The organism is Neohoeflea coraliihabitans, assembly GCF_019334345.1.
Classification (GTDB): Bacteria; Pseudomonadota; Alphaproteobacteria; order Rhizobiales; family Rhizobiaceae; genus Pseudohoeflea; species Pseudohoeflea coraliihabitans.
On record NZ_JAHWQX010000003.1, the window covers coordinates 401,800 to 426,169 of the forward strand.

Sequence of the window (24,370 nt, forward strand, 5' to 3'; positions counted from 1 at the left end):
GGCCCTTCATTTGAGGAGAGATCATGAACGAACAGGACATCGACAGCTGGAAGGGGCGCACTTTCGTTGCCGAGGAAGTGCTGTCGGAGCGGCTGATTGCCACCTATCGGGCCACCCTCGCGCCGTATCTGGCCGAGGTGGGTGACGGCGAAGCGCCGCTGGCCAGCCACTGGTGCCTGTTTCCGACCGAAGCGCCGATGGCCGAACTCGGTGACGATGGACACCCGAAGACCTATCCGCATCTGCCGCCGCCGCCCTTGCCGCGGCGCATGTGGGCGGGCGGATCGCTGGAATTCGTGTCTCCCTTGCGCATCGGAGACAAGGTGCGGCGGACAACGACACTGTCGGACATTCAGCACAAGCAGGGACGCAGCGGCGAATTGTGGTTCATGGCCGTCGACCATGTCTATGACACCGATCGCGGCGTGGCCATTCGCGAGCGGCAGGACATCGTCTACCGGGCGCCGGTCGAGCCCAAGGCGAAACCCGCGGCCGGCCAAAAGGCGAAAACCGGCGCCGAGCCGGACCGGTTGCCGGTGTTGTGGCAAGTGGAGACACCGCCGACGCTTCTGGTGCGCTATTGCTCGCTGTTGTTCAATTCGCACCGCATCCATTTCGATCTGCCTTATGCCACCGAGGTGGAGGGTTATGAGGGGCTGGTGGTGCATGGGCCTTTGCAGGCCAGCCTGCTGCTCAACGGGGTCGCGACGACGCTGGGTCATACGCCGACGCGTTTCAGCTATCGCGGCCAGTTACCGGCAATCGGCGGGCGGCGACTCGATGTCTGCGTGGCGCCGCAGGACGCCGGCTCTTTTCACACGCGCAGCGCCGGCGGCATTCACATGTCCGGCCAGGCAGAGGGCTAGGACGCTGGTTTCCCGGCGCTGACCGGGATCGCCAAGCTTGACATCGCCTGCCGGGGCGGACAAACAGCTTGCATGAGCCCGCGCGGCGACGACGGGGGTGCAGGCGCGTGCGGAACCGCGGGCTCGCCTGCAGCGTTTGACGCCGCGAGCGCGCGAGAATGAAGGCGGAGACAAGGCATGTCGGCGAAAATCTATCGGCCTGCAAAAACGGCAATGCAATCGGGCCGCGGCAATACGCGTCACTGGCAACTGGAATTCGATCCGGAAATGCCGCGCAAGATCGACCCGATGATGGGATATACGTCATCCGGCGACATGAAACAGCAGATCAATCTGCGGTTCGATTCGCTCGACGAAGCGGTGGCCTACGCAAAAAAGCATGGCATTGCCTATCGTGTGGTCGAGCCGAAAGTGGCAAAACGCCGCAAGATGGCTTATGCGGACAATTTCCGCTATGACCGCCGGCAACCCTGGACGCATTGACCTTCCGAAAGATCAGCAGCGCGCCGCGCCTGGCGTGGCGCAGTTACGAGTGGCCCCTTAGCTCAGCTGGATAGAGCACCGGCCTTCTAAGCCGATGGTCGCAGGTTCGAATCCTGCAGGGGTCGCCATCTATTTTTTAATGCGCTGAATTCGCTTAATTATTTCGAATTAATCCCGCACCGAGACCTGAGGTGCGGGGTTATTCGTCCTTGTTTTGCCGCGGGCTGGATGTGCCCGCCGCGGTGCGATGCAACGAAGGCTTTGCGTCGCGCGTTGGGAGATGAGAAGTGCCGCGGTGATCAAGGCTTGGCCACGGCGCGGCGCAGCAGCAACCAGCGAGGAAGTTTTCATGTCGGACAAACGTTTTTGGGAAGCAATGGATGATGTGCGGGCCGCGATGCTGTCCATCGGTTCGGCGCGGCACGTCCCGATGTCGCCTTACCCGGAGGCGGACAGGAACCGGATGTGGTTCATCGGCGCGGCCGGCACCGATCTTGTCGAGGCGCTTGATGCCGGGCAGAGCGATGGCTCGCTGATCGTCACCGGTGCCGATCATGTCTATGCCCGCATCGAGGGGCGCGCCAGCCTGTCGAGCGATCGCGGCAAGCTCGAGGATCTGTGGAATCCCGTGGCCTCCAGCTGGTTCGACGGGATCGATGACCCGGATATCCGCCTGATCGAATTCATCCCGTCCGAAGCCGAGATCTGGGAGACGACCAACTCGATCGGCTTCATGGTGGAAATGGCCAAGTCCAAGATGACCGGCGACACCCCGGATATGGGCGATCACTACACCGTCCGCTTCTGAGCGCGCTAATTCCGGTGCGATCCCGCGCAGTGACCGGGCGTTCCACTCCCCGAGAGTGCATTTGACTCCTGGTCCTGTGAGCCGGGAAGCGGCTGCAGCGTCTGCGTGTTGACCTCGAACCTTGCTCCGAAATCCCGGCCGGCATTGCTGCCGGTCGCGATGTCGGTCACCGAGAGGATCTCGAGGCCGATCTCGCGTGCCGCCTGCAGCGTTGTCGCATGGGTTGCCGCCAGGAGAAGGCGCGCATCGGTCGCTGACAGGTTCCGGCACGCGAAATTGATGAGGCGATCATTGGTGGCGAGGGTCGGCAGGCGGCGCAGGAGGCGGCCGCAAAGGCGTGGTCGTATGGTCTCGATCTGACCGAGAGCAGCGCTTATGTTCGGAGAGGCCGCGACCTGGGCGTAGGACTTGTTGACGAAATAGCGGTTGGCCGGCCAGCCATAGCTGCGCCACTGAGATTGAGGATCGCGCACCAGGTAAAACGCCCTTTCGCCCGGCCGCAACGGGATGCCGCGCATTTGCGTGCCGGACCGGCAAAAGCCAAAAAAGGCCCGCTTTCCGTGATGTTCGGCGACCCGCCGGCAGGCGTCGAGATAGGCGAGCGTCCGGTCTGACGGCGCGTCGGCATAGACGGTCTGTTCGGAAGCGGAGCGATCGAACAGGGCGGAGAGCGTCTGACCGGTCTCAGGATCCTTGAGGAGATAGTTGTCGAAATAGCCGCCTTCCCAGCGGGGATGGCGAAGGTTTCGCGCGGTGGCTGCAGACTTCGCCCTTAGGTGAAGAATTGCTTTTTCCGAGCCGATATATTCGTGGAAGGGCTCATAAAAGACCATGTAGGCGTCAGATTGCAGGAAACAGTGGGCGAGTGCCGTCGAGCCGGTGCGCCACATGGAATGGGCAAATATATGCGCAGACATTTGTGAGAAGCCTTAAATATATTAGAAATATCAAATAGATAAATGAAAGAATAATTCGAAAGACTATCATTTTTGGCGCTGGGAATGCCAGTCCAATGCCACGGTTTCTTACGGCTTCGTTCTCCTCCCATCGGAATCCGGCATTTTTGTGCGCAGGCGGGCTGGCGGAAAGGCCGCATTGCGCCTGCCGAAACCAAGATAGCGTTTGATTCTCAGGCGCTGCGCACCGCCGCCAAGCCGCGATCGATGTCGGCGAGCAGATCCTCGGCGTCTTCAAGCCCGATCTGCAGGCGGATGACCGGTCCCTCCGCAGGGGCCTTGGCGACGGTTCGGTCGGCGAGCCAGACATGCACGGCCAGACTCTGGTAGCCGCCCCAGGAGTAACCGAGGCCGAAAAACTGCAGGGCATCGAGAAAGGCGTGGGCCGCCGGCTTGTGGCGCGCCTGATCGGGGATGTCGAGGACGATCGAGAAGATGCCGCTCGATCCCGAGAAATCGCGTTTCCAGAGCGCGTGGCCGGGAAAGGATTCGAGCGCCGGATGGAGAACCCGGGCGACGCCGGCGCGTGTCTCGAGTTCACGGGCAAGCGAGAGCGCGCTGCTGGCGTGGCGCTCGAGACGTACGCCCATGGTGCGCAAGCCGCGCAGGGTCGTGTAGGCATCTTCGGAGCTGGTGCACACCCCCAGCGTCACGAAGGCGTCATGCAGCTTCGGCCACCATTGCTCATTGGCCGAGACGGTGCCGATGAGAGTGTCGGAATGGCCGGAAGGGTACTTGGTGGCGGCGTGGATCGAAATGTCGACGCCATGCTCCAGCGGCCGGAAATACAGCGGTGTCGCCCAGGTGTTGTCCAGCGTGACGACGGCGCCACCGGCATGTGCCGCTTTTGCAATGGCAGGAATGTCCTGCATCTCGAAGGTGTTTGAACCGGGCGCCTCGGTGTGCACGAGCCGGGTGTTCGGCTGCATCAAGCTGGCGATATCCGCGCCGATCATCGGGTCGTAATAGGTGATCTCGATGCCAAGGCGCTTGAGCATCGTGTCGCAGAAGCGGCGGGTCGGACCATAGACCGAATCGACGACGAGCGCATGATCGCCCGCTGACAGGCAGGCAAGAAACGGCAGTGTCACCGCAACGAGGCCGGACGGAACGACAACGGTGCCGGCCGATCCTTCCAGGGCGTCCATGGCGGACGCCAGGGCGTCGGTGGTTGGCGTGCCACGCGTGCCGTAGGTGTAGGCCTGATCTCCGCGTTCCATGGTCCCCGCATCGGGAAAAAGCACGGTCGAGGCATGCACGACCGGCGGATTGACGAAGCCGTGAAATGATCTCGGTTCATACCCGATCTTGGTCAGCCGCGTGTTGACGCCTGCCTGCGCCAGATAATCTTTCTTGCTCATCCTGATCCTGTCCGATTCGCCGCTTTTTTCTGCGTGGTGGCGCATGAAAACCTGCTCACGCTTAACGCGGCTGTGCGGCGGAAACAACCATGAAGAGCAGGGGTATCAACGGACTTTCGACGATGGCGTCAGACCGTCTTCGCGCTGCGTCCATATGTGAATGATCATCAGCTGTTAGTTGAATTCGGAGCGTTTTCGCGGAGGAACACTTGACGCATAGGTCAATTCGGAATGGTATGGGCCCCGGGCGCCACGGGAGGGCAGTGGATCAACGCTGTCGCCCGTCTGTGGGCGCCTGTAAAAGGGCAACAGAAAAAAGGTTGTATCATATGAAGTATTCGATCCTGTCGGCTGTCGCCGGCGTAGCCGTCGCCGCCGGTTTGAGCGCGACGGCTGCTTCTGCCGCGACACTCGATGACGTGAAGGGCAAAGGCTTCCTGCAGTGTGGCGTGTCGACCGGCCTGGCCGGCTTCTCCGCACCGGATGATGCCGGGGACTGGAACGGCATCGACGTCGATCTCTGCCGCGCGGTCGCTGCTGCGGTGTTCAACGATGCGGACGCGGTGAAGTTCTCGCCGTTGTCAGCGAAGGAACGCTTCACGGCGCTGCAGTCGGGCGAAATCGACCTTCTGTCGCGGAACACCACATGGACGATGTCGCGCGACACCGAACTCGGCCTGAACTTTGCTGGCGTCAACTATTATGACGGCCAGGGCTTCATGGTGCGCAAGTCGCTCGGCGTCAATTCGGCGCTGCAGCTGTCCGGCGCTTCGGTCTGCGTGCAGACCGGGACGACCACGGAGCTGAACCTGACGGACTACTTCAAGGCCAACAACATGACCTACAACCCGGTCGTGTTCGAAAAGCTTGAAGAAGTGAACGCAGCCTATGATTCCAACCGCTGCGACGTGTACACGACCGACCAGTCCGGCCTGTACGCGATCCGTCTCGGCCTTGGTTCGCCGGACGAGCACATCGTTCTTCCGGAAGTGATCTCCAAGGAGCCGCTCGGCCCGGTCGTCCGTCAGGGCGACGACCAGTGGTTCAACATCGTCAAGTGGGTGCATTTCGCGATGATCAATGCCGAGGAAATGGGCATCACGTCGGAGAATGTCGACGAGATGCGCGAATCCACGGATCCGAACGTCATGCGTTTGCTCGGCAAGGAAGGCAAGTTCGGCGAGGACATCGGTCTGACCAACGACTGGGCCTACCAGGTGATCAAGCATGTCGGCAACTACGGTGAGGTCTTCGAGGCCAATGTCGGTGAAACGACACCGCTCGGCATTGCCCGTGGCCTGAACGCACTGTGGTCGAAGGGCGGCCTGCAATACGCTCCGCCGGTACGCTAAACGAACAAGGGACGGCGCGGGGATTTCCCCGCGCCGTTTCGACATGAAGAATGACCCGTAGGGGCGGCTTCACGATCAATCCGGTGGCAACAACCGGATATCAAAATGGGGACAGTTTTAATGGCTCATACCGATGGCGTCGCAGACGGCGCCGAGGACAGCGAACGCGTATCACCTTTTTACGATCCAAAGGTGCGCGGCCTGTTCTTTCAGGTGATCTTGATCCTGATTGTTGGCTATCTTGTCTATGTCGGGATCTCCAATGCCGCCAACAATCTGGCGCGCGCCGGTATTGCTTCCGGTTTCGGATTCTTCAATGAGCGCGCCGGCTTCGATATCGGCCAGTCGCTGATCTATTACACCAATGACAGCAGCTATTTCCGCGCTTTCCTTGTCGGACTGTTCAACACGCTCGTCGTGGCGGCCATGGGCATCTTTCTTGCCACGGTGGTCGGGTTCATCGTCGGGCTGGCGCGCCTGTCGCGCAATTACCTGGTGCGCAAGCTGGCGACCGTCTATGTCGAAACGCTGCGCAACATCCCGCTGCTGCTGCAGCTCCTGTTCTGGTACAAGGCCGTTCTCGCGGTGCTGCCGTCACCCCGGCAGACGGGGATCGAACAGGATGTCAGCCTTGTCTGGAGCCTGAACAATCGCGGGCTCTATCTGCCGCGGCTGGTGCCCGAAGATGGCTCGGCGATCGTCTTCATCTCGGTTCTCGTGGCGCTGGCCCTGTGGTTCGTGATCGGCCGCTGGTCGTACAAGCGGCAGATGGCCACCGGGCAACGCTTCCCGGTTCTGTGGACCGGGCTTGGCCTGCTGTTCGGCCTGCCGCTCCTGGCTCTGCTGATCAGCGGTTTTCCGTTCTATCTCGAATACGCCAGCCTTCAGGGCTTCAACATGGCCGGCGGCTGGGTTATCCGGCCGGAATTCATGGCCCTGCTGCTCGGCCTGTCGCTGTACACCGCCTCGTTCATCGCCGAGATCGTGCGTGCCGGTATCCTTGCCGTGCCGAAAGGGCAGACCGAAGCGGCGTTCGCGCTGGGCGTGCGTCCCAACCTGACGAGCCGGCTGGTTATCATTCCGCAGGCCATGCGGGTGATCATCCCGCCGCTGACCAGCCAGTATCTCAACCTGACGAAGAACTCGTCGCTGGCGGTGGCCATCGGCTATCCGGATCTGGTGGCGGTGTTCGGCGGGACGGTGCTCAACCAGACCGGCCAGGCGGTCGAGGTGATCTCGATCACGATGCTCGTCTATCTGGGGATCTCGCTTCTGACCTCGGCCTTCATGAACTGGTTCAATTCCCGCGTCGCATTGGTGGAGCGTTAAGATGCCCGGTATCGAAAGCGCAAATCCGTTCTATTACGTGGCCCGGGAAGAGCTGCCGCAACTTCCGCCGCCAACATCACAGCGCGGGTTCGGCGGCTGGATGCGGACCAATCTGTTCGCCACGCCGCGCGACACCGTGCTGTCGATCGTGGTGCTGCTGCTCTTGGTGTGGATGATCCCGCCGATGGTGCAGTGGCTGTTCATCGACGCGGTATGGACCGGGGAGGGCCGCGAGGCCTGTCTCGGACCGGATGTCGGAGCCTGCTGGGCGTTCGTCGAGGCGAAGTTCGGCCAGTTCATCTATGGCCGCTATCCTCTCGAGGAGCGCTGGCGCGTCGATCTGACGGCGGTTCTGCTGATCATCGGTCTGGTGCCGATCGCCATTCCGAGCGTGCCGTACAAGCGCGAGAACGCCATCTATCTGCTGGTGGTATTCCCGATCCTCGCCTTCATCCTGCTGACCGGCCAGTTCGGCCTTGTCCCGGTCGAGACCTCGCGCTGGGGCGGGCTGCTGGTCACTCTGGTGGTGGCGATCGTCGGCATCGTCGTGTCCTTCCCCTTCGGCATCCTGCTGGCGCTCGGGCGCCGGTCCAATCTGCCGATCGTCAAGACGCTGTCGGTGGTGTTCATCGAGTTCTGGCGGGGGGTGCCGCTGATCACCGTCCTGTTCATGTCCTCGGTGATGCTGCCGCTGTTCCTGCCGGAAAACGTGACCTTCGACAAATTGCTGCGGGCGCTGATCGGCGTGGCGCTGTTTGCTTCGGCCTATATGGCGGAAGTGGTGCGCGGCGGGCTGCAGGCCATCCCCAAGGGGCAATATGAAGCGTCTGACGCCATGGGCATCACCTATTGGCAAGGCATGCGTCTGATCATCCTGCCGCAGGCCCTGAAGCTGGTTATCCCGGGCATCGTCAACACGTTCATCGGCTTGTTCAAGGACACCAGCCTGGTGCTGATCATCGGCATTTTCGACCTGCTCGGCATCGTGCAGCAGAACTTCACCGACCCGAACTGGATCACTCCGGTGACGCCGGCCACGGGTCTGATCTTCGCTGCCTTCGTCTACTTCATCTTCTGTTTCTCGATGTCACGCTATTCCGTCTTCATGGAGCGGCGCCTGGACACCGGACACCGAAGCTAATCAAAAAGGGAACAGCAAATGGCTGACCAGAGCACCGCCACGGCGCCCGTCAAAACCTCGAACATGCAGGTTTCCGACACCGAAGTTGCCGTTGAAATCATCAACATGAACAAGTGGTACGGCGAGTTCCACGTGCTGCGCGACATCAATCTCAAGGTGATGCGCGGCGAACGGATCGTCATTGCCGGGCCGTCCGGGTCGGGCAAATCGACGATGATCCGCTGCATCAACCGGCTGGAAGAGCACCAGAAGGGCAAGATCATCGTCGATGGCATCGAACTGACCAACGACATCAAGAAGATCGACGAGGTGCGCCGCGAAGTCGGCATGGTGTTCCAGCACTTCAACCTGTTCCCGCATCTGACCATTCTCGAGAACTGCACGCTGGCGCCGATCTGGGTGCGCAAGATGCCGAAGAAGAAAGCCGAGGAAGTGGCGATGCACTATCTCGAGCGGGTCAAGATTCCCGAGCAGGCGCACAAATATCCCGGCCAGTTGTCCGGCGGACAGCAGCAGCGCGTGGCGATCGCGCGCTCGCTGTGCATGAGCCCGCGCATCATGCTGTTCGATGAGCCGACCTCGGCGCTGGACCCGGAGATGATCAAGGAAGTGCTCGACACGATGGTCGGCCTGGCGGAAGAAGGCATGACCATGCTGTGCGTGACGCACGAGATGGGATTTGCGCGGCAGGTCGCCAACCGGGTGATCTTCATGGACCAGGGACAGATCGTCGAGCAGAACGCACCCGACGAGTTCTTCGACAACCCGCAGCATGAGCGGACCAAGCTGTTCCTCAGCCAGATCCTGCACTAGGGCAAAAACCGGCGGCGGTCGCCCCCGAGCGGCCGTCCTTCATAGCTCCGTGCCGCGCCAGCCATACAGCCAATCGAGATCGGCGGCGAGCTTTTGCGGGCTGCGCCGCGAAAGCACCAGATCGCGTCCGAGGCGAAATGGCCCGCTTGCGTGGTAGGCAAAGCGGTTGAGGGCGGCGCGGCGGCGCACACGGGCGATGCGGGCGCGCCGAGCGCTTTGCCAGTGCTGCAAGGCCTGCCGGTGGCTTTGCGCAGATGCATCCGGTCCTTGAATGGCGAGGGCAGCGGCCAGTTCCCAGGCATCTTCGATGGCCATGGCGGCGCCCTGGGCGGCAAACGGCGTCATGGCATGCGCCGCATCGCCGATCAGCAGTCTTGCAGCTCCATCGTGATAGGCGCCATCGGTCACTTGATGGAGGGGCCAGCAGGTGATCTCGTCCGTGGCTTCGAGAAGACGCCGCACGTCGGGATGCCAGCGGCGAAAAGCTTGCTGAAGCCCGTCGTGACCGGCATTGCCGGCCCAGTTTCGTTCAGCCATCGTCCCGGTGGTGATGGCAACCAGGTTGATCAATTCGCCTTGGCGGACGGGATAGGCGACGAGATGGTTGTCAGGCCCGAGAAACGCGCTGACACTGGCCGGATCGACGGCGGCGGGCAGGGCGGTCGCCGGCAGCGTCAGACGCCAGGCCGTGTGCCTGGTCTGAACGAGGCGGCCGGCACCGGGAATTGATCTGCGGTTGTCCGACCAGACGCCATCGGCGAAAACCGTGACGGCCGCTGTGCGGTCCTGTGGTGAGACGGGGCGGCCAAATTGCAGATCGCAGGCCGGATCGGCCTCGACCGCGTCGAACAGGATGGTTTGCAGATCGGCGCGATGCAGAACGCCGTAGGGCGCCCCCCAGCGCTGTTCGGCAAAGATGCCGGCCGGCAGCATCGCGCGCGTGGCGAGAGAGCGGCCGTCGGCGAGGGTGATCCGCGCTGGCCGGTGCATCACCTTGGCAAGGGCAGGGCCGAGGCCAAGGGCCTCGAGCACATGGCTGGCATTGGGAGAAAGTTGCAGGCCGGCGCCGACTTCGGCGAGCCGGTCGGCGCGTTCGGCAATGCACACCTTGAAGCCGCGGCGGCTCAGTGCCAGGGCGGCTGTCAGGCCGGCGATCCCGGCCCCGGCGATGTGGAGAGGAGGAGGCGCCATGGCGCCGGCCAGCGGTCAGGCAACCAGCTGGCGGAAACTGCAGCCGGCGGGAATCGTGGTCACGGCATCAAGCGTGTCGTTGAACCGATAGAGTGTCGAGCAATAGGGGCAGACCTTCTCGGCGTCCGATCCCATGTCGAGAAAGACGTGCGGATGGTCAAAGGGCGGATTGGCGCCAACGCACATGAATTCCTTGACGCCGATCTCGATCGACGCATGTCCGTCTTCATTCTGGAAATGGGGGATCCGGTCGCCGGCCATCATCGTCTCCGTCGCAGCGTTTTCCTGGCATGATTTTCGCGGCGACCATATACGCGGTTCCGGCAAATGTGTAGGGCGAAATTCAGCTGCGGAATCTGGTTTGAAATGCCCGGCGCGGGTTGCGCTATCCGTATCCCGGCTTTGCAAGAGATGCATTTTCGGCTAGGCGGAAGAAAAAGGATGCATCATGAACCTGACACCCTACGCGCCGAAGGTGGCGCACAATGGCGCCCTTAGCATCACCTGGTACGAGGGCGGCTCTCCGGACGGCTTTCCGGTGCTGCTGATCCACGGTTTCGCCTCGACCGCACATGTGAATTGGGTGCATCCCGGCTGGTTCAAGGCGCTCGGGGACGGCGGCTATCGCGTCATCGCGCTCGACAATCGCGGTCATGGACACTCTGACAAGCCGCATGATCCGGCCGCCTATACGCCGGAAATCATGGCGGGGGATGCGGCGGCGGTTCTCGATGCGGCAGGGGTCGAGCGGGCGCATGTGTTCGGCTATTCGATGGGCGCGCGGATCAGCTGCTTCCTGGCGCTCGATCACGCTTCGCGCGTCGCGCGGGTGGTGTTTGGCGGCCTTGGCAGCGGCCTGGTTGACGGGGTCGGCGACTGGGACGCGATTGCCGCGGCGCTGCTGGCGCCATCGCTGGACGATGTGGAGGATGAGCGCGGCCGCATGTTCCGGGCCTTTGCCGAGCAGACCGGCAGCGACCGCAAGGCGCTTGCCGCGTGCATCCGCACTTCGCGCAAGGAGGTCACGGCGGCACAGCTGGAGCAGCTGCAGGCCCCGGCGCTGGTCGGCGTCGGCAGCAAGGACGAAATTGCCGGTTCTGCCAGCGCACTGGCCGACATGCTGCCGAATGGCCGCGCTTTCGAGATCGCCGGTCGTGATCACATGCTGGCGGTCGGCGACAAGTCGTTCAAGGCGGCGGTTCTCGACTTTCTCGGCGAGCATGGCGAGGCAAAGGCGTGAGCGAACCGATTAGCGAGACGCTCAGTTTCCGCGGCGCGGAAGACAATGCGCTGATTGCCGACGAGATCAGACCGAGCGAGGAGCCGGTACACGGGGCGCCGGTATTGTTGCTGCATGGCGGCGGTCAGACCCGGTATGCCTGGGGCGGCGCGGCGGGACGTCTCGCTGCGAATGGGCATCGGGCGTTTACCGTCGATCAGCGGGGCCACGGCGAAAGTGCCTGGGTGCCGAGCGGCGCTTATGCGTTCGATGATTTCGCCCTGGACGCGATCGCCTTGGCGCAACAGATTACGGCCCGTTGCGGCCGCCCGCCGGTGCTGGTCGGCGCGTCGCTTGGCGGCATCGCCGGCCTGCTCGCCGTGCGGCATGCCGGCAATGCGGTGCTGGCAGGTCTGGTGCTGGTGGACATCACGCCGCATATGGACCCGGACGGCATTGGCCGCGTGCAGGGGTTCATGGCGGAGCGGCTGGAAGAGGGGTTTGCGACGCTGGAGGAGGCGGCCGACGCCATTGCGGCCTATCTGCCGAACCGCAAGCGGCCGCGTTCCCTGGCGGGGCTTGCCAAGAACCTGCGGCGGGATCCGGACGGGCGCTATCGCTGGCACTGGGACCCGTCCTTCCTGAAGGGGCCGCGCCCGATTTCCACCGGAGATGCGGCGATCCAGGAGGATCTCGTGCAAGCGGCACAGCAGCTGGACATGCCGGTGCTCCTGGTGCGTGGCCAGCAGTCGGAACTCGTTTCCGAGGCGGCGGTGGACGCTTTTCGCGCCCTCGTACCATCGATGCGCTATGTCGACGTGTCGGGCGCCGGGCACATGGTGGCCGGCGATCGCAACGACGTCTTCACGGATGCGATTGCCGGTTTTCTCGACAGTCTTGCGGCGGCGTAAAAGCTTGCCGGATAGAAGGTGTCCCCGGTTCTTCAGCGGCCGGTGAAGACGGGGCGGCGCCGGTCGCGAAAGGCGGCGCGGCCCTCGGCATAATCGGCGCTTTCAAAGGTGGTGTCCCCGAGCTCTCGCGCGGCGTGCATGCGCTCCTGATCGCCGCTCAGGGCGGCGGCCACCGTGGCGCGGGCGGCAGCGATCGACAGCGGCGCGGCGCTGGCGATGCGCTGGGCGAGGTGCACTGTTTCCGCCTCAAGGGCGTCGGGCGTGGTCCGCGTCAGCAGAAAGCCGGCGGCAAGGGCGGTTTCTGCGTCCATCTCGTCGCCGGTCAGGAGCAGATGCCGGGCGCGCTGTGCGCCCAGTGCAGTCACCATATCGACCACAGCGTCGGCGGGGTAGGCGAGGCCGAGGCGGGCGGCTGGAACGGCAAAGCGGCAGGATGTGTCTCCGATGCGCAGATCACAGGCGGCGGCGAGGCCGAAAGCACCGCCGAAGCAGACGCCCCGCAGACTGGCGATCACCGGAACCGATGCTGTCCGGAGGGCTGCGAAGGCCTCGGAGTTGGCCCGTTCGTAAGCGCGGGCGGTTGTGGCATCCCGGCGCACGGTATCGAACTCGGTGATATCCGCGCCGGCGGAAAAATCGCTTCCGCCGGCGCCGGAGAGGACAATGATCCGCGCCTGCATGTCGCCGCTCAGCAGGGCGAGCGCTGCCGGAATCGCCTGCCACATTGCCTGATTGACGGCATTCTTGCGGTGCGGCCGGTCAAGGCGCAGGCGGCCGATGCCCTCCTCAACCGCCAGATCGAGGCCGCCCTCGGCCAATTTTTCTGAAGCATGCATAAGAGATGTCCATTTGTATTTTCGGTCTTGTCGCTTATCTTAAGGGCCGAAGCAATTGCCGGCCGACCAGCGCCGCGATTTACGGGAGAGCGCCATGCCGGCCACGCCGCACGCCGATACCGAACGCAGGATCGAACCGATCGATCCGATCTGGGACAGCATTCGCAGTGAAGCGAAGGCGGCAGCGGAGAAGGATCCGTTGCTGACCGCTTTTCTGTACACGACGATCCTCAACCAGGATTCGCTTGAGGAAGCCGTGGTGCAACGCATTTGCGAGCGGCTTGACCATCCCGACATTCCGGCCAATCTGCTGCGCCAGACCTTTCACGAGATGCGTCACTCCTTCACAGAATGGGGCAAGATCCTGCGCGTCGATATCCAGGCGGTCTACGATCGGGACCCGGCCTGCACGCGGTTCTTAGAGCCGGTCCTCTACTTCAAGGGCTTTCACGCCATTCAGACACACCGGCTGGCGCATTGGCTGTGGAAACAGGGCAGGGTGGATTTCGCGCTGTATCTGCAAAGCCGCGCCTCGGCGATTTTCCAGACCGACATCAATCCGGCCGCGCCGATGGGCAAGGGAATCTTTCTCGATCATGCGACCGGGCTGGTGGTCGGCATGACGGCGCGCATCGGCGACAATGTCTCGATCCTGCAGGGCGTCACCCTAGGCGGCACCGGCAAGGCGGAGGGCGATCGGCACCCGAAGATCGGCAATGGTGTGCTGATCGGGGCCGGCGCCAAGGTTCTGGGGAATATCGAAGTGGGCGATTGCTCGCGCATTGCCGCCGGCTCGGTGGTGCTCAAGCCGGTTCCGGCCTGCAAGACGGTGGCCGGCGTGCCGGCGCGGGTTGTCGGCGAGGCCGGTTGCCGCGAACCATCGCGCTCGATGGATCAACTTTTGAGCGGCTCATCCTGACAGGGGGTTTTCGTTTCGCGATTTCAGGCTATTTGCTTTCATGGGCCGGGCATGCCACAAGCCCGCACTCAATTCAGACTTTGGAGAGCCGATCGTGAAGCCAGAAGAAATCCGCAAGCTCGAAGCCTATTTCAAGCGCGTTCTCAACCCGCAGCTGGAGGTGCGCGCCCGGCCGCGCAAGGACGATTCGGCCGAGGTCTATCTGGGCGAGGAATTTCTCGGAATTCTCTACCTGGATGACGAAGACGGCGACCGCTCCTACAATTTCTCGATGGCGATACTCGACGTCGACCTTTGAGGCGCCGCGGCGTCCGAGAATGGACGTGAAAGAGCCAAGCAGACAGTGAAAAAGCCGCTCCTAAACCGGGGCGGCTTTTTGCTGACACCCGCACCGGCCGATCGCGCAGTAACCGAAACGGTTGTCGCGCGAGGGGGCGCTGGTTGCGGCCTTCAGTTCGACGGCGAGAGAGCGGTCTGCATGCGGTTGCGCAGATCAATCTCGATCTGCCGCCAATGGGCGAGAAGATTGATCGAGAAGCGATAGGTCATGGTCAGTCCGGTGCCGATGAAGACATCGCGCTGGCAGCCGGTCATGGTGTCGAGCGTCGGCTCGTTGGGGGCTGCCACCAGGCAGCGCACGACATAGGGCGTGTCGCCGCCAGCCGGATCGACATAGAGCAGTTCATTGCTATAGCCGGTGGTGGCGCGCAGGCGATAGGAGACGAGGCCGCCCGGGCCGGCTGCCGCCGGACCCTCGATGAGACGGCTGTAGATCGGCCGGTAGCGGCCCGACATGTCGCGCGACATGGTCGATTGTGCAAGGGACGCGAACAGCAAACCCCTGTCGCGGCTCGATGGATCGGTCTGATCGAAAATCGGCCGCGTCCGGGGGCTGTAGCCGCGCATGCCCGGCCAGGCAAAATAGGTATCAACGGCATCGCGCGGTCCATCGCGGCGTTCCGCCTGGAACCGGATGACGTTGGCCGGCAGGGTGATGTCGTTCGCCCCGATCCGGATGTGCACCGGATGCGTCTCTGCGGTATGGCCGGCGAGCAGCACCGTCCGGCCGAACATGCGGCCGCCGATGCTGATGGCAAGTGTGAGCAGGCAGAGCACCGCCACCCCCGCCGTCAGTTTCCAGACAAAGCGCGGGGACAGCAAAGGGGCTTGATCGTAATCTGCCGTCTGCTCGGTCATGATCGGATCCGCACTGGCGTTTCAAATTGGCACATTGGCGCGCGGCATGATTCTTGCTGCGTGCCTGTCGTTTCAACACTGATCAAACATGGTTAAGGCATGGTAAATTTGACCGGAATACAGCTTGCGATTGGCGTTTTGGCGGTTGGCGCGACGGTGTCGTGGATAGCATCGCGGCTGGTGCGGATCGGCGGCTGGCAGCCGCCGGCTCACACCGGTGAGGGGTTCGAGCTTTTCCGGTTCGCTGACCTGCTGATTGCCAGCCTTGCCGGTCCGGAGCTCTTATGCGGCGTGACGGTTGCCGGGGTCCGACGGGGCGAGTTGCATGCCGGGTGGTGCCTGACGCTCTTTCTGATCGCCGGAGGCTGGGCGATGCTGATCGGCATCATTGCCCTTGAGTTGCTGTCGTATGGTCTGTACCCGGGCAGGTGATGCGCACGGGACCGGCGTGAAACCCGGCCGGGCTTGATCGACCTTTCGCCAAGCGGCTATACCCCTGACAACATGGAGGACCCTATGGCCTTGTACAGCCTGGACGATCATCAGCCGACGCTGCCCGACGGTTTCAGTTTCATCGCCGACAATGCGACGGTTATCGGGCAGGTGCGCGTCGGTGAGGATGTGAGCATCTGGTTCAATGTCGTGTTGCGCGGGGACAATGAACCGATCACGCTGGGCGAGCGCACCAATGTGCAGGAAAATGTCGTCATGCACACCGATATCGGCTTTCCGCTGACGATCGGGGCCGGATGCACGATCGGCCACAAGGCGATGCTGCACGGCTGCACGCTCGGTGAGAATACGCTGATCGGCATGGGGGCGACGGTACTGAACGGCGCGCGGATCGGCAATAATTGCCTGATCGGGGCCGGGGCGCTGGTGACCGAAGGCAAGGTGATACCCGACAATTCGCTGGTGCTGGGGGCGCCGGGCAAGGTGGCACGGACGCTGGATGCGGAGGCGCAGGAGGAATTGCGTCATGCTGCCGCCCATTATGTCGCCAATGCACGGCGATTCGCAGCGGGACTGCGGCGGCTGGACTGAAGCTTTTCAAAAACCGTAAGAGCCGACCCCTGGGGACTGGGGCCGGCTCTTGCCTGGAAAGTTGGGGAAGTCCGTGCGTTCCAGGCTCGGTTTATCCGAACTGTGTGAGCAGGTCCGGATCTCGGTGGCCTGCCGTTTCCGGCGGCAGGCAGGTTGGTGGCGGAACCGCTGGGCTGCGGCCGCAGTGCTGACGTATTACCGGATGGCGGCCACGGAATTGGCAGTGCCCGGCCCCAGCTTGGTCCAGTGTCCGGCATGCGCCGGTGACTGGCGCTTGACGAAGGTGTAGCCGGTCTCCGACCACAGGCGCACGTCGCTGCGCATGTTGTCGAGAATGTAGTCGCCGTAATCGGTGCGCACGGTGAGAACGGCGTGGCCGTCACCATTGGGCTGCAGGACCACGGTAATCAGCAGATTGGACGGCGAGAAACCGCGCTCGATCAGGCGCTTGCGCTTGAGCAGCACATAATCCTCGCAATCGCCGACCGCATCCGGATAGATCCACAGTTCGGCAACACCATAAATGCGTTCATCGGTATCGGGTGCGACCTGCTGATTGACGCTGGCATTGACCGTCAGCATGTGCTGCCAGGCGGCGCGGGTCAGTTGCATCGGGCCGGCATCGCGGCCAAGCGCACGGCATTCTCCGGGATTGCTGCGGCAAAATTCGTAGTGACCGACCGGCGGGCTGGTGCGTCCGGTGGACACCAGATTGACCGGCGCGGCACTGACTGTCGTGGTGATGGCGCACAAGGCGATCAGCGCGAGGCCGGCGCGTATAAGGTGTCTGGCACAGAATGTCGGCGTCATTTCAGTTCTCCCCGTTTCTGAGGGGAACTGTCACATGAAGCTTTTTAGATCAGGTCGATTTGCGAAGTAGCTTTAAAGTAAAACACGCAGCGAAATCTCAGAAAAAAAGCACTAAATACGATTAGAACAAGTATAAAAATGTCGGCTTTGCATTCATATTCCGGTAGGGGTTTTCGCGCTTTTGGCGGTTTTTGCGGCGAAACCGGCGGTTTCAGCGCTGTTTTGGACGCCGGCAGTGGTTTCGGATCGCAGCACAGGGCGTCGTATTGCGTCGCGCCGAAGCGCAGGCTGTTGCGAAACTGATCACAAGGTGCGTGGACGGGTTGTTTTTGGAAAGGTTCGGCTAACCCTGTTTGCAGCTGCGGGGCCAAGCTCGCGGTGCTCCTTGGCAGCGCTGAAGATCAGCACCCGTTCGCGAACGCCGATATTTCTCACGCGCGCGGTAACAGGAAAGCTGCAGAGCGGGTGAAGGCGCGCGTTGCTTCCGCTGGCGCTGGAAGCTTCAGCCGTCCTCGGCATGAGGCGTGATTGGGTAAGAGCGGTGTGGGTGTTGCGCTGGCGACGGCCGGGATGGCGGCGGTCAGACGAATTGGCGCACCTGTTCGGGGGTGTAGACCCGGAGAAACTCCATGGCGATGCCCTCCTGGAAGTGCCGCACGACGCGGCCGCGCATCTGGCCGAGGGTGACCATGGTTCCGGTTGCCGGTCGCACGTCGATTTCCACGGCGGCGCCGGACATCGAAAGGTCGATGATGCGGCAGGGATAGCGGCGGCCATCGTCGAGGTGGATTTCGGAGGCGGCGCGGTCGGGGGAGAGGCGTTCGTGACGCCGGTCCTCGGGCAGGCCGAGCTCATGCTTGTTGGCCAGCCAGGTGAGCTGGGCGGCCAGTTTGTCGCGTTTGCGCTCAGTGGCCATCAAGGCCAATGTGAAGCGCGCTTCGCCCGATTCCGAGACGCGGCCTTCGATGCGGCCGATATGGTCGACATAGGCGACGATGCGCTCTCCGACCTCGGCGAGGGACTCGCAGGATATGACCGCGTCGCCCGGCGACATCAGTTCAATAATGCATTCGTGTTCGGAATGATCGGCGCGCATGAGGCGGGCGTGGAGATGGACGCCGACGCGGTTGTACTGCCCGGGATTTGGTAGAGCCGGGCTGTCGCGAAGTTTTCGGGCCGCTGTATTCAGCATCGGTGTTGTCTCGTTCTTCGTCCGCCATTCGATACGTGAAAGATAGGTATCGCGACTTAACAAGTCGTTAGAATATTGCAGAAAGCTTGATCGAGATTTCTTGCCGGCGGAGGGGTGAACCTGCCTAAGGGATGGGAGTCTGCGGAAGAGGCTATTTCCGACCGACGGCCAGTTTTTCCCTGACTGCCGGGTCAGCGTCGAGGAAAGCTGCTTCGGGAGATGCGCCGACAGCGTCGAAATAGCGGCTCATGAAGTTCCGGAACGAAGCCACGAGTGCGATGTCAGCGATATTGAGGTCGCTGAATCCCACTGCTCGAAGCTTGTCGATGTCCTGCTCGGAGATTTTTGACGAGTTTCGGGTTATCTTCTCGGCATACTCAAGCATCGCGACCCGTCGCTCGCTCAATCCGGCATTCCGGTAATCCTGATGAACGGCGAGCGCGGTTTCACGATCGAGCATCTCCGAAAGTATCTTGAAATATACGTGCGAACAGTAACTGGAGGGAACATGACGCGCCGCAACGAAGGTAATAAGCCGGAAATCAACGAGGTCCAGGGAGAAACCATCCCTGATCTGGTGCAAGAGAGCCTCGACCGGGACGATGATGTCGGGTCGGGCTGACCAACACTGGGTCGCTTCCATGACACGTCCCATCGATGCAACTTCCGCATCGTAGAGTTTCGCGATATCTCCGGTAGCCTCGTTTGGTTCGATTGTCTTGATATACATGCCCAGCTCCCGGGAACCGCGTTCGGAAGAAGCGTACTACCAAGCTCTGCTTTCTGACAATCCTGAAAGCGCTCGTCAACTTGTTCGATAGGCACCCGATTCGGCCCGAGCAGGTCCTTTATGAAATAGCCACATCGCCGCATGATGCCACACCATGGGGACATTCGATTCCTTTGACGGCATCGTCAGAATGGGCGCGGAGCTGTCATGCGGCATCCTGAGATTAATGGGTCCTGTCCCTAGTCCTTGCGGCCGCCCTCGATCAGAAACAGGCGCGCGGAATGGCGCTTGTTGGCCTGTGTCGGCGCGAAGGCCGGCGTGTGGGGTGAAGCGGGAAGGGCGACCTCGGGCCTGTTTTCGAGAAACTGGTGGGTCTTTTCGGGATCGAGAAAGCGCATGCCGGTGGTGGCAAAACCGGCCAGCACATCATGGCCGATCCAGTAGGGCGGGGAAAAGACCGAGATGCATCCGAGCAGCCGCTCGCTGCGCCCGTCGAGCCCGCCAAGCGGCAGGATCACGGCCTCGGCCTTGAGAACCCGGGCGTCCTCCGACAAGCCGTCAAGCGCGAGAACAACCGGGGTGCCGTTGCCGGCGGCGTCAAGGATGCTGGTGATGTTGCGCTGGTTCTCGCTCAGCCACAGCCCCGACACGGCGGTGCCCTTCAGCTCACCGCCGGCAAGGGTGCAGATGGCGGTGCCCGCCAGGCGAAAGGTATAGCGCGGCCGGCCCGGTTGCGCGGTGCTGCGCTCGCCGATGAAGACGTGCGGCAGCAGCCGTGCGATATCGCCGGGCTCGATTTCCGAGCGCAGAGGATAGGGCCGGTTGCCGCGACGGCGGTTCCAATAAGTTAACAGGGCGAGCGAGTTGGCGTGTCGCATTGGGACCTTTCGAGAAGCGCCTGTGCCGCCATGGCACAGATCGGGATCGATTTCGTGTTTCTCACCCTTCCATGCGAAGACCATGCCGCGCTGCCTCCGTTAAGGTTAACGGACCCCTTTCATTGCAAGACGAAGGGGCCGGTGGCATGGTCCGGCTCAGGTTTCGCGGGGTCGAGCAGCCGGGACGGGCAGCCGGGTTGGGGCGCGCTTCGCAAAGGTGGAACCTTCAGCACAATGTTTCGACGGGAGTGTCCGTCATGTGGCCGTTCGCAGATTGCGAGCGGCTTTTTTTTCCGATCGCCTTGCGGTCGCCAGGCAAAACGGGCACTTCGCATCTGTGCCCCTTACGCCATGGCGAGCTTCGCCGCGCGGCCAGACGAAAGACCACGATGATACCCACCCGATTTCAGAGCGCAGAGAGCCCTAGATACCCTTTAGAGATAGGTGCAGACGCACGCTTGCCCGCCACTGCGCGCGGCGGCGCTTCATGGCGCCGGATCTCGATGCAAAGGGGTAACGGTTCCGGCGCCGCGGACGGTGAGCGAGATGAGCTGCGGCCCGGCGGACCGGACGGGCCTGATGGGCCGACAGGACCTTCCGGTTCGGGTGGACCGAACTGGCCGGGCGGGCCGGGGGCTCCGGATGGCGGTGGCGGTCGGCAGCCGATGTTCAATCTTCCGACGGCCGTCGTTGTCGTCATCGCCGTGATGGTGGCGATTGAAGCGCTGCAGGCGTTCGTCTTCAGCCCGGCCATGCTGCGGGAGGTTCTCTTCCAATTCGCGTTCATTCCGGCCCGCTACTCGGCGCAAGGCACGGCGGTGGACGGTGCCTGGCTGTGGAGCCCGATCAGCTATTCCCTCCTGCATGGCGGCTGGATGCATCTGCTGTTGAACACTTTCTGGCTGGCCGCCTTCGGCGCGGTGGTGGCGCGGCGCATCGGCGCGCTGCGCTTCAGCCTCTTCTGGGTGCTATCGGCGCTGGCGTCAGCCGGTCTCTTCGGCCTGATGCACTGGGGCGAGGTGACGGTGATGGTCGGCGCATCCGGCGTGGTGTCGGGTCTGATGGGCGCGGCGGCGCGCTTTGCTTTCCAGGGACGGGGCGGGCTGATCCCGGCGGGGAGCGAGGGCTTGCCGCTCTTGTCGGTGCGTGACGCATTGTCGAACCGCTCGGTAATCACCTTTCTGGCGGTCTGGTTCGGCATCAATTTTCTCACCGCATTCGGCGTGGCCCCGGGCAGTGATGGCGCCACGGCGATCGCCTGGGAAGCGCATGTCGGCGGCTTTCTGTTCGGCTTTCTGGCGTTTGCGCTGTTTGATCCGGTGGCGAAGCCCCGCTGAGCGCCCGAGCCGCGCGCGGCGGAGGATAGTCGCGTCCGGTTGCATTGGCCGCAGCCTACACCTTACCTGTGGCCATGCTGCTGTAACGTCTTGTCAGGCCCGCCAATCTGGCGCACGATGACCGCGAACGTGTCTTCGCGAAGGGCCGCACGGCTTTTCCCGCACCAGACTGGAACTGAGGAGGAAACGGCGTGAAAGTAAGACAGATTCTCGACGAGAAGGGGCGCGACGTCGTGACCGTGCCGCGCGAGATGGAGCTGATTTCCGCAGCGCGCTTTCTCTCGGAGCAAAAGATCGGAGCGGTTGTTGTCAGCGATGGCGCGGATGGGATCGCCGGCATCCTGTCGGAGCGCGATATCGTGCGGGCCGTTTCTGAAAAATCCGCCGCCGCGCTCGAGGCCAGCGCCGCCACCTTCATGACCAAGGAAGTGGTGACCTGCAGCGAAGAGCACACGGTCAATCAGGTGATGGAAATCATGACCCGCGGCCGATTCCGACATCTGCCGGTGGTCGAAAATGGCAAGATCGTCGGCATTATCTCGATCGGCGACGTGGTGCGGCGCCGCATCGAGGAGATCGAGCGCGAAGCCGAAGAGATCAAGGCTTACATCGCCAGCTGATTGCCAACTGATCGCCGCCTGCCGGAGCGCGCCGCGCTATCCGACGGCCCCGGGCGCCTGAGGCTGCGCCCGGGGCTTTGCTGGTGGCTGTGACAGGCGCTTGCCGCAATCAGAATCCAGGAATACCGGCGCGCTGCATGCGGCGGATCTCCGCCAGCTTGAGCGTCGTTTCCTCATAACCGCGATCGATCGCTTCAGCGGCGCGGTGGAATTCCGACAGACCGATATCGGACAGGCGCGGCTGCAGCGACAGATCGGGCGGATCGCCGGCCAGGCGGGCGCGGGAAATGCGGTCCTGAATGATGTTGTAGGCCTGCACCATGTTGCCGGTGACGCCGAGGCGGTTCTTGCGCGAGGACCGTCCGCGTTCGGGCTGCAGCACTTCGGCGCTGCCATCACGGGCAATGTGCTTGACGACCGCCGAGCGGCCATACAGGTCATAATGGAGATTGACCGCGACGACCGAAGGTTGCTCGAAGGCGCGGCAGACGGAGACAGGGACCGGGTTGACGAGCGCGCCGTCCACGAGCGTCCGGTTGTTGCAGGTCACCGGTTCGAAAATGCCCGGCAAGGCATAGGAGGCGCGCATGGCGGTGATCAGCGAGCCGGAGTGCAGCCAGACCTCGTGCCCGGTCTCGATTTCCGTGGCGACAGCGACGAAGGTGCGGTCGAGACTTTCAATCTCGACACCCTTCATGTGCTGCTGCATCCGATCGTTGAGGCGCATGCCGCCAAGCAGTCCCGCGCCACCGACGGCGAAATCGAGAAAGCCGGCAATGCGCCGCATGGTCAGGGAACGGGCGAATTCTTCCAGTTCGTCAAGGCGACCGGCAAGATAGGATCCGCCGACAAGTGCGCCGATCGAGGTCCCGGCGATCATCGAGATTTCGATGCCGGCTTCGTCGAGCGCACGCAACACACCGATATGCGCCCAGCCACGCGCCGCACCGCCGCCCAGCGCCAGGGCGATCGGCTTGGGCGGATCTTCCTGCGGAATGGGCTCCAACGTCTCACCGCCCGCGCCACCGCCACCGCGGGACGGGTCGAGCTGACGATGTATGGCCCAGTTCAGCATATGTGCGTTCCTCTCGCTGAACGTTTCCGTTAACTGCCCAGTAGAGACCTATATGGTTTCCAATATGTTAAAGGATGGCGTCACGGTCCAGCCCAAGCAGCTCACAACGTTAACGCTCGTAGACGGCTTTGGGTTCAAATCGCTGGTCCTGTCCGGTGACGAGACGCAGGCTGCCATCCTCGCCGCGGGTGAGGGAGCGGAAAAAGCAGCTGCGGCGCCCGGTATGACAACTGGCATCATGGCCGGCGACGCGGACACGCAACAGGATCGCATCCTGATCGCAGTCGACGCTGATTTCCTCGATGTGCTGGAGATTGCCCGAGGTTTCGCCCTTCTTCCAGAGACTGCGGCGCGAACGGCTCCAGTAATGGGCGATACCGGTGTCGATGGTGCGGGCGAGGGCCTCGGCGTTCATATGGGCGAGCATGAGGACCGCATTGTCTGCGGCATCGACGGTGATCGCCGTCACCAGCCCATCGGAATCGAAGCGCGGTGCCAGACGATCGCCCTCTTCCTGTTCCTGCTTGTCAGCCAGAGGCGGGGGGAAACGCGTTACCATGGGCCCTGAACTTTCGTCTCGCAGTTCGACTGCGCTCAGCTGTGGCGCTGTACCAGGTTGAAGAAACGGGTCTGTTCGGCAGCGTCGGAGCGAAACAGACCGGTCAGCGTGGTGGTGGTGGTGGTCGAACCCTGCTTGCGGATGCCACGCATCGACATGCACATGTGCTCGGCCTCGATCATCACGGCCACCCCCCGGGGGCGCAGTGTCTCATCGATGGTGCGGGCGATCTGCGCCGTCATGGCTTCCTGCGTCTGCAGTCGCTGGGCGAAGATGTCGACGACACGGGCGATCTTGGACAGGCCGAGCACGCGCTGATCGGGGAGATAGGCAACATGCGCCTTGCCGAAGATCGGCACCATATGGTGCTCGCAATGGGACGAGAACTCGATGTCGCGCAACAGCACGATATCGTCGTAGCCGGAGACTTCCTCGAAGGTGCGACCGAGCGCTTCCTCGGGGTCAAGATCATAGCCGCCGAACATTTCGCGATAGGCATCGACGACGCGGCGCGGCGTGTCGCGCAGGCCTTCGCGGCCGGTATCTTCGCCGATCCAGCGCAGCAGCGTGCGCACGGCGTCTTCGGCGTCGGCGCGGCTCGGCCGGTCATGTGGCGCCGCTGGGGTCAGGTCGGTGGCCGCCTCGAGCGCCGGATCAAGTTTCGTTTCGCGGTCCGCAATGGCGTCCATCTTCTTCTCCGTGATATTCTGGGCCTTCTCGCCCGAGATGGCGTGGAGCGATGT

General features: G+C 62.8%; 29 protein-coding genes and 1 tRNA gene. 16 read left to right on the forward strand and 14 right to left on the reverse strand.

Translation table 11 applies throughout. The features are described 5' to 3' along the window. Positions 1-23 precede the first annotated feature (23 nt). From KY465_RS12960 to KY465_RS12975, 4 genes are all read left to right on the forward strand, one after another. On the forward strand, positions 24-866 hold the full coding sequence (locus tag KY465_RS12960) for an HTD2 family dehydratase (RefSeq protein ID WP_219202116.1): 843 nt from the start codon (positions 24-26) through the stop codon (positions 864-866). A 177-nt stretch (positions 867-1,043) separates the two neighbouring features. Continuing rightward, positions 1,044-1,349, forward strand: coding sequence for an ETC complex I subunit (locus tag KY465_RS12965; protein ID WP_219202117.1), 306 nt, complete (start codon positions 1,044-1,046; stop codon positions 1,347-1,349). A gap of 51 nt (positions 1,350-1,400) precedes the next feature. Then, positions 1,401-1,477: transfer RNA gene (locus KY465_RS12970), tRNA-Arg, on the forward strand. Positions 1,478-1,698: 221 nt separating this feature from the next. Next, positions 1,699-2,157, forward strand: a complete 459-nt coding sequence (locus tag KY465_RS12975; protein WP_219202118.1) for a pyridoxamine 5'-phosphate oxidase family protein — start codon at positions 1,699-1,701, stop codon at positions 2,155-2,157. A 5-nt stretch (positions 2,158-2,162) separates the two neighbouring features. On the opposite strand, the gene KY465_RS12980 is transcribed toward KY465_RS12975, so the two are convergent. Beyond that, positions 2,163-3,074, reverse strand: a complete 912-nt coding sequence (locus KY465_RS12980; RefSeq protein WP_219202119.1) for a hypothetical protein — start codon at positions 3,072-3,074, stop codon at positions 2,163-2,165. Positions 3,075-3,286: 212 nt separating this feature from the next. Next, the gene (locus KY465_RS12985) at positions 3,287-4,474 is read right to left on the reverse strand and encodes a cystathionine beta-lyase (RefSeq protein WP_219202120.1); all 1,188 of its coding nucleotides are present in this window, start codon (positions 4,472-4,474) and stop codon (positions 3,287-3,289) included. A 329-nt stretch (positions 4,475-4,803) separates the two neighbouring features. On the opposite strand from KY465_RS12985, the gene KY465_RS12990 reads away from it, so the two are divergent. The 4 genes from KY465_RS12990 (at position 4,804) to KY465_RS13005 (ending at position 9,109) form a co-directional block, all read left to right on the forward strand. Further along, on the forward strand, positions 4,804-5,826 hold the full coding sequence (locus KY465_RS12990) for an amino acid ABC transporter substrate-binding protein (protein WP_219202121.1): 1,023 nt from the start codon (positions 4,804-4,806) through the stop codon (positions 5,824-5,826). A gap of 120 nt (positions 5,827-5,946) precedes the next feature. Next, on the forward strand, positions 5,947-7,155 hold the full coding sequence (locus KY465_RS12995) for an amino acid ABC transporter permease (RefSeq protein WP_219202122.1): 1,209 nt from the start codon (positions 5,947-5,949) through the stop codon (positions 7,153-7,155). Between the two features lie 10 nt (positions 7,156-7,165). After that, positions 7,166-8,296, forward strand: coding sequence for an amino acid ABC transporter permease (locus KY465_RS13000; protein WP_428983021.1), 1,131 nt, complete (start codon positions 7,166-7,168; stop codon positions 8,294-8,296). A gap of 18 nt (positions 8,297-8,314) precedes the next feature. Continuing rightward, the gene (locus KY465_RS13005; RefSeq protein ID WP_304650926.1) at positions 8,315-9,109 is read left to right on the forward strand and encodes an amino acid ABC transporter ATP-binding protein; all 795 of its coding nucleotides are present in this window, start codon (positions 8,315-8,317) and stop codon (positions 9,107-9,109) included. A gap of 39 nt (positions 9,110-9,148) precedes the next feature. Here KY465_RS13005 and KY465_RS13010 read toward each other — a convergent pair whose 3' ends face one another. Together KY465_RS13010 and KY465_RS13015 are read right to left on the reverse strand one after the other, a co-directional pair. Further along, the gene (locus tag KY465_RS13010; protein ID WP_219202124.1) at positions 9,149-10,300 is read right to left on the reverse strand and encodes an FAD-dependent monooxygenase; all 1,152 of its coding nucleotides are present in this window, start codon (positions 10,298-10,300) and stop codon (positions 9,149-9,151) included. Between the two features lie 15 nt (positions 10,301-10,315). Further along, on the reverse strand, positions 10,316-10,561 hold the full coding sequence (locus KY465_RS13015; protein ID WP_219202125.1) for a zinc-finger domain-containing protein: 246 nt from the start codon (positions 10,559-10,561) through the stop codon (positions 10,316-10,318). A 187-nt stretch (positions 10,562-10,748) separates the two neighbouring features. Between KY465_RS13015 and KY465_RS13020 the strand changes: the two genes are divergently transcribed. Together KY465_RS13020 and KY465_RS13025 are read left to right on the forward strand one after the other, a co-directional pair. Then, positions 10,749-11,540: an alpha/beta fold hydrolase gene (locus KY465_RS13020; RefSeq protein ID WP_219202126.1), complete on the forward strand. Its 792-nt coding sequence runs from the start codon at positions 10,749-10,751 to the stop codon at positions 11,538-11,540. Further along, positions 11,537-12,430 (forward strand): alpha/beta fold hydrolase, encoded by an 894-nt coding sequence (locus KY465_RS13025; protein ID WP_346432638.1) that lies wholly within the window; start codon positions 11,537-11,539, stop codon positions 12,428-12,430. Before KY465_RS13020 ends, KY465_RS13025 begins: the two co-directional genes overlap by 4 nt. 32 nt (positions 12,431-12,462) lie before the next feature. Here KY465_RS13025 and KY465_RS13030 read toward each other — a convergent pair whose 3' ends face one another. Beyond that, on the reverse strand, positions 12,463-13,266 hold the full coding sequence (locus tag KY465_RS13030) for an enoyl-CoA hydratase-related protein (protein WP_219202127.1): 804 nt from the start codon (positions 13,264-13,266) through the stop codon (positions 12,463-12,465). A gap of 94 nt (positions 13,267-13,360) precedes the next feature. Here KY465_RS13030 and cysE point away from each other — a divergent pair, with 94 nt between their 5' ends. Together cysE and KY465_RS13040 are read left to right on the forward strand one after the other, a co-directional pair. After that, the gene (gene cysE, locus KY465_RS13035; protein WP_219202128.1) at positions 13,361-14,185 is read left to right on the forward strand and encodes a serine O-acetyltransferase; all 825 of its coding nucleotides are present in this window, start codon (positions 13,361-13,363) and stop codon (positions 14,183-14,185) included. A 94-nt stretch (positions 14,186-14,279) separates the two neighbouring features. Beyond that, positions 14,280-14,483 (forward strand): DUF3126 family protein, encoded by a 204-nt coding sequence (locus KY465_RS13040; RefSeq protein ID WP_219202129.1) that lies wholly within the window; start codon positions 14,280-14,282, stop codon positions 14,481-14,483. Between the two features lie 152 nt (positions 14,484-14,635). On the opposite strand, the gene KY465_RS13045 is transcribed toward KY465_RS13040, so the two are convergent. Next, positions 14,636-15,382, reverse strand: coding sequence for a hypothetical protein (locus tag KY465_RS13045; RefSeq protein ID WP_219202130.1), 747 nt, complete (start codon positions 15,380-15,382; stop codon positions 14,636-14,638). Between the two features lie 99 nt (positions 15,383-15,481). On the opposite strand from KY465_RS13045, the gene KY465_RS13050 reads away from it, so the two are divergent. Then, positions 15,482-15,814, forward strand: coding sequence for a DUF6949 family protein (locus tag KY465_RS13050; RefSeq protein WP_219202131.1), 333 nt, complete (start codon positions 15,482-15,484; stop codon positions 15,812-15,814). Between the two features lie 84 nt (positions 15,815-15,898). Continuing rightward, on the forward strand, positions 15,899-16,426 hold the full coding sequence (locus tag KY465_RS13055) for a gamma carbonic anhydrase family protein (protein ID WP_219202132.1): 528 nt from the start codon (positions 15,899-15,901) through the stop codon (positions 16,424-16,426). 195 nt (positions 16,427-16,621) lie between these two features. On the opposite strand, the gene KY465_RS13060 is transcribed toward KY465_RS13055, so the two are convergent. From KY465_RS13060 to KY465_RS13080, 5 genes are all read right to left on the reverse strand, one after another. Next, positions 16,622-17,236 carry a transglutaminase-like cysteine peptidase gene (locus tag KY465_RS13060; RefSeq protein ID WP_219202133.1) on the reverse strand — a complete coding sequence of 205 codons (615 nt, stop codon included), beginning with the start codon at positions 17,234-17,236 and terminating at the stop codon, positions 16,622-16,624. Between the two features lie 44 nt (positions 17,237-17,280). Further along, positions 17,281-17,607, reverse strand: coding sequence for a hypothetical protein (locus tag KY465_RS13065; protein WP_219202134.1), 327 nt, complete (start codon positions 17,605-17,607; stop codon positions 17,281-17,283). Between the two features lie 209 nt (positions 17,608-17,816). Continuing rightward, on the reverse strand, positions 17,817-18,428 hold the full coding sequence (locus KY465_RS13070; RefSeq protein WP_255561657.1) for a PilZ domain-containing protein: 612 nt from the start codon (positions 18,426-18,428) through the stop codon (positions 17,817-17,819). Between the two features lie 151 nt (positions 18,429-18,579). Further along, the gene (locus KY465_RS13075) at positions 18,580-19,158 is read right to left on the reverse strand and encodes a carboxymuconolactone decarboxylase family protein (RefSeq protein ID WP_219202135.1); all 579 of its coding nucleotides are present in this window, start codon (positions 19,156-19,158) and stop codon (positions 18,580-18,582) included. A gap of 239 nt (positions 19,159-19,397) precedes the next feature. Then, positions 19,398-20,036 (reverse strand): PAS domain-containing protein, encoded by a 639-nt coding sequence (locus KY465_RS13080; RefSeq protein ID WP_219202136.1) that lies wholly within the window; start codon positions 20,034-20,036, stop codon positions 19,398-19,400. 665 nt (positions 20,037-20,701) lie between these two features. On the opposite strand from KY465_RS13080, the gene KY465_RS13085 reads away from it, so the two are divergent. After that, positions 20,702-21,373: a rhomboid family intramembrane serine protease gene (locus KY465_RS13085; protein WP_219202137.1), complete on the forward strand. Its 672-nt coding sequence runs from the start codon at positions 20,702-20,704 to the stop codon at positions 21,371-21,373. Positions 21,374-21,564: 191 nt separating this feature from the next. Next, positions 21,565-21,993, forward strand: a complete 429-nt coding sequence (locus KY465_RS13090) for a CBS domain-containing protein (RefSeq protein WP_219202138.1) — start codon at positions 21,565-21,567, stop codon at positions 21,991-21,993. Positions 21,994-22,102: 109 nt separating this feature from the next. On the opposite strand, the gene KY465_RS13095 is transcribed toward KY465_RS13090, so the two are convergent. The 3 genes from KY465_RS13095 to folE form a co-directional block, all read right to left on the reverse strand. Continuing rightward, complete coding sequence (locus KY465_RS13095) at positions 22,103-23,068, reverse strand: patatin-like phospholipase family protein (protein ID WP_219202139.1); 966 nt, start codon at positions 23,066-23,068, stop codon at positions 22,103-22,105. A gap of 109 nt (positions 23,069-23,177) precedes the next feature. After that, positions 23,178-23,627: a phosphoribosyl-AMP cyclohydrolase gene (hisI, locus tag KY465_RS13100; RefSeq protein ID WP_219202140.1), complete on the reverse strand. Its 450-nt coding sequence runs from the start codon at positions 23,625-23,627 to the stop codon at positions 23,178-23,180. 35 nt (positions 23,628-23,662) lie between these two features. Beyond that, positions 23,663-24,316 (reverse strand): GTP cyclohydrolase I FolE, encoded by a 654-nt coding sequence (folE, locus tag KY465_RS13105; protein WP_219202756.1) that lies wholly within the window; start codon positions 24,314-24,316, stop codon positions 23,663-23,665. Positions 24,317-24,370: the final 54 nt, after the last annotated feature.